The sequence below is a fragment of the Streptomyces sp. C genome (genome assembly GCF_000158895.1).
Lineage (GTDB): Bacteria > Actinomycetota > Actinomycetes > Streptomycetales > Streptomycetaceae > Streptomyces > Streptomyces racemochromogenes.
The window spans coordinates 493,548-501,529 of the sequence record NZ_GG657750.1 but is presented as its reverse complement, the minus strand read 5'-3'; the positions used below and the strand labels follow the sequence as shown (position 1 = coordinate 501,529).

Sequence of the window (7,982 nt, the reverse complement as noted above, 5' to 3'; positions counted from 1 at the left end):
ACGTAGAGGAGGACCAGGTCCCCGGCGCCGGAGACCACCGCGCGCCGGGCGCCTGCGCGGGCAGCCGGGCGCCGGGCATCTGCGCGCCGGGCACCCGCGCGGGCGGTCGGCGGCGGGTGCTGTGGCGTCGGCCGGGTCGGCGAGCCGGTGGCCGTCGGGGCATGCCACGTCGAGGAGGACCAGGTTCCCAGCGCCGGATTCCACCGCGCGGCGGGCGCCTGCGCGCGGGCAGCCGGGCGGCGGGCATCTGCGCGCCGGGCATCTGCGCGGGCAGTCGGCGGCGGGTGCTGTGGCGTCGGCCGGGTCGGCGAGCCGGTGGCCGCCCGGGCATTGCACGTAGAGGAGGACCAGGTCCCCGGCGCCGGATTCCACCGCGCGGCGGGCGCCTGCGCGCGGGCAGCGGGGCGGCGGGCATCTGCCCGGCGGGCATCCGCGCGCCAGGCATCCGCGCACCAGACATCCGCGCGCCAGGCAGCTGCGCGCCGGGCATCCGCGCGGCGGGCCGCGGTGGGTGCCGCGGGGGTTCAGGTTTTCGCGCGGGCGAACTCGGCGGCGAACCCGCACCGCTCCGCGATCACCCGCAGCTGGTCGTCCGGGAGGGCGTGCGGGCCGGCCAGGACGGCGGCCATCCCGTCGGCCGCGAGCCCCAGGGCGGAGACGACGTCCAGGTCCCCGGCCGGGAGCGCGCCCGCCGCGTCCCCGTCGGGCGGGGCGGCGCCCGTGGCGTCCAGGGCCTGCGCGGCGAGCGTGTGCCGCCGGGCGGCCCGCGCGTCCGACAGCAGCAGGGCCGTCCCCGCCGGGGTGACCCGCAGGATCAGGAAGAACGACTCGTCCGCGTTGAAGAAGCCGTACGACACGTCCGACGTCGCCGCGCCGCGCACCGCGGCGACCGCCTCGTCGAGGCCCGTGAGCGCGGTGCGGTCCAGGCGGGTGCACTTCCGGGGGCCGTCCTCGTGGGATACGGCGACCGCGTACCGGTGGTTCCTTCGTTCTGTCACGGCCCCACAGGTGCCCCGTCGGTGCGTCAGATAGCCATCGGGCGGCCCGCCGTGGCCCGCACGGAGCAAGCCGCGCCCGCCCGGCCGGCGTTTCCGCACCCGTGCGGCGGGCAGGCGGGCCCGTATGGATCAGTCGAGGACACCTGTACTGGACGCCCTGGCCGCCTACCACGAAGCCGCGCAGACGCCGTTCACCCCGCCGGGACACAAGCAGGGGCGGGGGGCCGACCCCCGGGTGCGCGCCGTGCTCGGCGACGCCGTCTTCCGTTCGGACGTCCTGGCCACCAGCGGGCTGGACGACCGCACCTCCTCGCAGGGGATCGTCGAGGAGGCGCAGGCGCTCATGGCCGAGGCCGTCGGCGCCGATCACGCCTTCTTCTCCACCTGCGGCAGCTCCCTGTCCGTGAAGTCCGCCATGCTCTCGGCCGCCGGGCCGCACGAGAAGCTGGTGGTCGGACGGGACGCCCACAAGTCGGTGGTCTCGGGGCTGATCCTGTCCGGCATCCGGCCCGTATGGGTCGACCCGCAGTGGGACGCTGAACGCCACCTGGCCCACCCGCCGTCCGCCGCGGCCTTCGAGCAGGCGCTGGCCGAGCACCCCGACGCACGCGGTGCGCTGGTCACCACTCCCACCCCCTACGGGACCTGCTCGGACCTGGCCGCCATCGCCGAGGTCTGCCACCGCCGCGGCGTCCCGCTCATCGTCGACGAGGCGTGGGGCGCCCACCTGCCCTTCCATCCCGACCTGCCCACCTGGGCGATGGACGCCGGCGCCGACGTGTGCGTCACCTCGGTGCACAAGATGGGCTCCGCACTCGAACAGAGCTCGGTCTTCCACCTCCAGGGCGACCTGGTCGCCCCCGAAGTCCTGAAGAGCCGCGAGGACCTGCTCGGCACCACCAGCCCGTCCGTCCTCGTGTACGCGGCCCTCGACGGCTGGCGGCGCCAGATGGCCGAGCACGGCAAGGCCCTCTACGACGACGCCCTCGCCCTCGCCGGCCGGGTCCGCGACCGCCTCTCCCGCACCGACGGCCTGCACGTCCACGGCCGCGCCGACTTCTGCGGCCCCGGCAAGGCCTCCGACCTGGACCCCCTCCAGGTCATCGTCGACATCAGCGCCCTCCGCGTCACCGGCTACCGCGCCGCCGACTGGCTGCGCCGGCACCACCGCGTCAACCTCCACGTCTGCGACCACCGCCGCATCAGCGCCCAGCTCACCCACGCAGACGACGACCGCACCGCAGGCCTCCTGCTCGACGCCCTCACCGACTTCGCGGCGCACGCCCCGGAACTGCGCACCGGCCAGCCCGTGGAGGTGCCCTCCCCCTCCGGCCTGCGCCTGGAGCAGGCGGTGCTGCCCCGGGACGCGTTCTTCGGACGCACCGAGCAGGTCCCGGGCGGAACGGGCCGCAGGTCGCATCGCCGCCGAGATGCTCACCCCCCTACCCACCGGGCATCCCCGCCGCCCTGCCCGGGAGAACGCCTGACCGCGGAGGTCCTGCGCTACCTCCGCACCGGTGTCGAGGCCTGGATTCTCCTACCCGACGCCGTCGACACCGACGCGACCAGCATCAGGGCTCCAGCGCGAGGAGGGCTGAGTGGGCCGCCGCTCACCGCCGGCCGCTCCTGCCCTCCAGCAGCCGCCCGAGCGGCCAGGTCGTGATCAGCCGGTCCGCGCCCAGGCCGATCCGGGCCGCGCGGGCGTAGCCCGTGCTCTGCCAGCGCAGCTGTTCGGGGGCGTGGGCGTCGGTGTCCACGGCGAAGCGGCAGCCGGCGTCGGCCGCCTGGAGGAGCAGGTCGTCCGGGGGGTCGCGGCGTTCGGGCCGGCAGTTGATCTCCACGGCGGTGCCTGACTCCGCGCACGCGGCGAACACGGCCTCGGCGTCGAAACGGGACTGCGGGCGGCCCCGGCCGGTGATGATCCGGCCGGTGCAGTGCCCGAGGACGTCCACGCGCGGATTGCGCACCGCGGCCAGCAGGCGGGCGGTCATCGGCCCAGAAAAAAGAGCGGAGCCTGGAGTGCACGAACGCCACGAAAACGTCGAGACGGCCGAGCAGGTCTTCGTCCTGGTCGAGGGAGCCGTCGTCGAGGATGTCGCACTCGATAAAAAGACAGCAGCCGGAAGCCCGGGCCCAGCCCGGCGTTCACGGCCGCCACGGCCCGCAGCTGGCTCCTGAGCCGGTCCGGGCTCAGCCCGTGGGCGATGGTCAGGCGCGGCGAGTGGTCGGTCAGCACGGCCCACTGGTGGCCCAGGGCGCGGGCCGCTTCGGCCATGTCCTCCAGCGGGCTCCCGCCGTCCGACCAGTCGGAGTGCAGGTGGCAGTCCCCGGTGCTCGCGGCCGCGAGGTCCCAGCCGGCGCGGGCCTCCGGGCCCGCTTCGGCCTCCAGGCGGGCCAGGTAGCGCGGTACCGACCCGGTCGACGCCTGGGCGATCACCTCTGCGGTGACCGGGCCCACCCCGCGCAGCCGTCCGGCCCGGGCGGCGTCCACCGGCCCCGGTTCCAGGGCGCGGGCGGCGTCGGCCGCCGTGTGGAAGGCCCGCACCCGGTACGGGGACGCCCCGCGCCATTCGAGCAGGAAGGCGATGCGGCGCAGGGCTTCGTCCGGGGTCATGGCAGGCCTTCCCGTCTGATGCCCGGCGCCTACCCGTGCTGCGCGAACCATGCTCCCGATCCAGGGGGCGGGAATGCGTGGGGGCCGTCAGCTCCCGGTCCGGCCGGTGCCGTGGGCGGGGGTCGCGGCCGGCAGGAGGGCCGCCCAGTCGACGATGCGGACCGCCGCGCCGGCGGCCTCCGTTCCGCGGCACCGGGCGTGGTGGCGCAGGGCGATGCCGTCCAGGTCCAGGTGGGGCGCGAAGGCGGGGTGTGCCGCCAGGCGCCGGGCGTACGACCACACGTACGGGTGGTCGGTGAGGCGGTACACCGCGGCCGCGTCCAGGTGCCAGCGGTGCACGGTGTCCAGCTGTACCAGCGTCACCCACAACCGCACGTCGGCGGCGGTGAGTTCGGTACCGAGCAGGTACTCGGCGCGGGAGAGCCGGCGTTCCAGCGCGCCCAGCGCGCGCAGCAGGGTGGTGAGCGCGGTGTCCCGTACCGCCGGGTCGGTGCCGGACTGCCCGGCGCGCTGGGCCGCCGCGTCGATGCCCTGCGCGCAGAGCCGCTCGACGGCCTCGATCCGGTCGTCGGTGCCGGCCGGGTGCAGCTGCCGACCGCCGGTGTCCAGGAGCCGGCCCATATCCTGGAGGATGTCCGGGGCGTGCGTGCTGACGATCCGTCCGGTCCAGCCGTCGGCGAGTACGGGGGCCACGGCCGGTCCGGGGTACCGGTGGGAGCTGGCCTGGTAGAGGGGGCGCAGGGCCAGGTGTCCGCCGTCGGGCGCGTCCGGCACGGCGGGGAGCAGCGTCATCGGGAGGGCGTCCTCCAGGCCGAGCAGGCTGTGGGTGACCGCGATGCGCAGACAGGACGGGCCGGACGGGGAGAGGTGGAGCCGGTAGCGGTGGGGGACCGCGGGGTAGCCGCTGTGCGCGTCACGGCCGATCCTGCTCCGGAAGGACGGGGCGGCTGTCGGGCGGGTGGTGGTGGACATGCTTCTCCCTGGGATTGCTCGGGCACGGGGCATGCGACGACGACAACGACGGCCGGGGCCGGATGGGGCGCGGCCGGGACCCTGGGGGTGAGGGGGCGCGGGTCAGCGGTGGGCGGGCGCGGGGCCGCCGGGGTGCGGGCAATTCGCCGCACTGCACACGCGCAGCAGGTCGATGTGGCGGCGGGAGGTGAGCAGCGGGAGCGCGGGCGCGGCGGCGCGGACGCCGTCGGTGCCGCGGTCCAGCGCTGAACAGCCCATGATTCCCCACCGGTTCACCAGGATTCGCCGTTCTGGAGTGTCGGCGCGCGTCCGGGCGGGTGTCAAGACCGCCGTCCCCGCCCCCGTCCGCCGTCCCCGTCCGCCGTCCTGTCCGCCGCCCGTCCGCCACGCACGACGGCACCGGCCCCGGGAGGCCGTTGCCTCGGTGGAGCCGGTGTCGTCGTACGCGGTGTGCCGGGGTCTACTTGGCGCCGAGGCCGGCGTCGGAGACCTCGGGCTTGCCGGCGGCCTTGAGGACCTTGTTCAGGAGCGTCAGGTCGTAGATGCCGGCCAGGTCGGGCTTCTCCAGGAGCTTGGCCTTGACCGCCCACTCCGACTCGGTCTTCAGGGTGCCGGCGAGCGGGTCGTCGGTGACGAGGATGCTCTGCCACGCCGGGTCGAGGATCTTCGCTTCGAGTTCCTTGCCGCTTTCGGCCTTGAGCTTGGCGTTGGCGGAGGCCTTCGCCTTGTCGGGGTTGGCGTTGATCCACTCGTTGGTCTTGACGGTGCCCTTCAGGACGGCCTCGACGACGTCCGGGTGCTCCTTGAGGAACTTCTGGGACACGATGACGTTCGTGATGACGAACTTCTTGTCGGGCCACAGGGCGGTCTCGTCGAGGAGGACGCTGCCGCCGTCGGAGACGAGCTTGGAGGCCGTGGGCTCGGGCACCCAGGCGCCGTCGATGGAGCCCTGCTTGAAGGCGTCGGGGGTGACCTTGTTGTCGGTGCGGACGACGGACACGTCGCCCTTGCCGGACTCGGGGTCGACCGACCAGCCCTTCTCCGCGATCCAGTTGAGGAACGCGACGTCCTGGGTGTTCCCCTTCTGCGGGGTGGCGATCTTCTTGCCCTTGAGGTCGTCCAGGGTCTTGATCTTGTCCGGGTTCACGACCAGCTTGACGCCGCCGGAGGCGGAGCCGGAGATGATCCGCAGGTTGGAGCCCTTGGACTTGACGTAGCCGTTGATGGACGGCGAGGGGCCGATGAAGCCGATGTCGAGGGAGCCGCCGTTGAGGGCCTCGATCTCGGAGGGGCCGGCGTTGAAGGACTGCGGCTTGACCTTGGTGCCGTTCAGTTCCTTCTCGATGAGGCCTTCCTGGAGGCCGACCAGGGCGGTGGCGTGGGTCAGGTTCGGGAAGTACCCGATGCGGACCTCGGACGCCGAGAGCTTCTGACCGCCCTCGGACGCCGTGGCGCCGGCCGGCTTCTCGTCCTTCTTCTCGGCCTCGGAGCCGTAGCCGCAAGCGGTGAGCAGCAGGGGGAGCGTGGCGGTGACGGCGACGGCGCGCAGGGCGTTGAGCGATCTTGCGGCAGACACGGAGGTGTCCTTTCACGGGATGGGTTCAAGAGCTGAGACGGACGTCTCAAAGCCACCGGTACACACGGCACCCGCGCGCGGCGGTCGGTGGCCGGATCACGGTCGCAGGCTGGGGAACGGTGGGCCGTCGGGCGGCCCCGGGAGGGGGTGAGGTCCGGCCGGCGTGACGGGCGGGCGGCACGGCACCGGCTGTGCGCGGCCGCCGGGTCAGGCCCGGAGGGCGGTCAGGCAGGCTGACAGATGGCGCTGGAGGTGCGGACCAGATCGATGTGCCGACGGGAGATCAGGGACGGCATCCGGTGTACGTGTACGTCTACGTGATGCAGCGTGCGCACGGCCGTCCTCCCTGGATCCCTAGTTTTCCCACCTGGTTGGTAGGCATCTTGGCAGACGGGGGCACCCGCCCCAAGAGGTTGACCAGATCGTGGACGCCGCTGTCTCGTCTTGCGAGAAACCGCAGGTCAGAGGCTAAGGATTGGTCCAGGCGCCGGGGGCCTGGGTCAGTGCGGACACCGGGGCGGGCAGGTCCGACGACGCGACGTCGGCGAGCGACACCCCGTCGAGGATCTCGCGCACGTTGGCCCGCAGCGCGATCCACAGGGGGAGCAGCGACTCGGCGGGGCCGGTGTAGGAGAGGTCGGGCGGGCGGACCCCGCGGACCGAGACCAGCGGCCCGTCCACGACGCGGATGACGTCCGCGATGCTGATGGAACGGGCCGGCCTGGCCAGCCGGTAGCCGCCGTTGCCGCCGCGCTGGCTGAGCACGAGGCCGCCCCGGCGCATGTCGTTCAGGATGCCTTCGAGGAACTTGTGCGGGATCTCCTGGGCGTCGGCGATGGCCTCGGCCTTCAGCGGCCCGTCGTCCTGCGACGCGGCAAGCTGCAGCGCGGCCCGTACCGCATAGTCCGCCCTGGCTGAGATCCGCATGCGGACATTATCCCGTACCGCGCCGGCCGGCGTCCCGCGCGGGCTCCGCGTCAGCGGAAGGCCGCCGCCACCGCGCGGTGGGAGCCGTTGAGGTAGTGCTCGCCGATCGAGCGCAGCCGGTGCGCGACCGGGCGGTGGGCCGTCAGCACGCGGGCGTTGCGCCAGAACCGGTCCAGGCCCGGGGCGTCGGCGAACTCCAGCACCCTGGCGGTGATGTGCAGGGCGGCATCCGACGTCACCGTCTCGGCGGTCGCGACCAGGGCGGCGACCCCCGCGGGGTCCTCGGCGTCGAGCTGCTCCCCGGCGTCGAGGGCCTGCGCCATCACGTCCGTGGCCCGGTCGACCACGGCGGTGGCGGTCTGGGCGGCGGAGGCGAGCTCCCCGTACGCGAGGAAGAGGTCCGGGTCGTCGCCGGGCAGCCGGTGCGCGCGGCCGCCCCTGCTGAGGTCGCGCGCCTCGGTGAGGGCGCCCTCGGCGATGCCGAGGCCGACGTGGCAGAGGGCGAGCCGGAGCGCGGGCTCGGCGAGCGCCGTGAACGGTGCGGTCGACTCCTCGTCGTGCGGCCGGCGGCCCAGCACCTGCCCGGGCGCGACGGCGACGCGGTCGAACACGACCGCGCCCGCGCCCGCGACGCGCTGGCCGAGGCGGTCGTGGGCGGGTTCGAGGGACACGCCCGGCGCGCCGGGCGGGATCCGCACGACCAGGACGTCGCCCGTCACGGCGCAGACGGCGTCCACCGCGATCTGGTCGGCGGCGGCCACCGCCGTGTCCACGGGGCGGCGCCCGCTCAGCACGTAACCCGGGCTGCGCGGCTTCAAGGTGAGGTCCGGCCGGTCGGCTTCGCCGCCCGGCGCGGGAGCGCGCACCGCGCCGGTCCACAGCCACTGCTCGCGCG

5 protein-coding genes and 3 pseudogenes are annotated in these 7,982 nt (G+C 74.4%); 1 reads left to right on the top strand and 7 read right to left on the bottom strand.

The features are described 5' to 3' along the window. Window positions 1–524: 524 nt before the first annotated feature. Window positions 525–998 carry a tRNA adenosine deaminase-associated protein gene (locus SSNG_RS02435; RefSeq protein WP_042800420.1) on the bottom strand — a complete coding sequence of 158 codons (474 nt, stop codon included), beginning with the start codon at window positions 996–998 and terminating at the stop codon, window positions 525–527. Between the two features lie 124 nt (window positions 999–1,122). Here SSNG_RS02435 and SSNG_RS02430 point away from each other — a divergent pair. Then, window positions 1,123–2,547: pseudogene (locus SSNG_RS02430) on the top strand (ornithine decarboxylase); the annotation flags it as partial. Window positions 2,548–2,608: 61 nt separating this feature from the next. On the opposite strand, the pseudogene SSNG_RS02425 reads toward SSNG_RS02430, so the two are convergent. The 6 genes and pseudogenes from SSNG_RS02425 to SSNG_RS02405 form a co-directional block, all read right to left on the bottom strand. Further along, a pseudogene (locus tag SSNG_RS02425) lies at window positions 2,609–3,612 on the bottom strand (PHP domain-containing protein). 87 nt (window positions 3,613–3,699) lie between these two features. Further along, window positions 3,700–4,584, bottom strand: a complete 885-nt coding sequence (locus SSNG_RS02420; protein ID WP_042800419.1) for a glutathione S-transferase C-terminal domain-containing protein — start codon at window positions 4,582–4,584, stop codon at window positions 3,700–3,702. A gap of 102 nt (window positions 4,585–4,686) precedes the next feature. Continuing rightward, window positions 4,687–4,842: a hypothetical protein gene (locus SSNG_RS41700; RefSeq protein ID WP_165364960.1), complete on the bottom strand. Its 156-nt coding sequence runs from the start codon at window positions 4,840–4,842 to the stop codon at window positions 4,687–4,689. A 202-nt stretch (window positions 4,843–5,044) separates the two neighbouring features. After that, window positions 5,045–6,160, bottom strand: a complete 1,116-nt coding sequence (locus SSNG_RS02415; RefSeq protein WP_007262193.1) for an aliphatic sulfonate ABC transporter substrate-binding protein — start codon at window positions 6,158–6,160, stop codon at window positions 5,045–5,047. Window positions 6,161–6,628: 468 nt separating this feature from the next. Beyond that, on the bottom strand, window positions 6,629–7,087 hold the full coding sequence (locus SSNG_RS02410) for an Rrf2 family transcriptional regulator (RefSeq protein WP_007262192.1): 459 nt from the start codon (window positions 7,085–7,087) through the stop codon (window positions 6,629–6,631). 50 nt (window positions 7,088–7,137) lie between these two features. After that, window positions 7,138–7,982: pseudogene (locus tag SSNG_RS02405) on the bottom strand (acyl-CoA dehydrogenase); the annotation flags it as partial.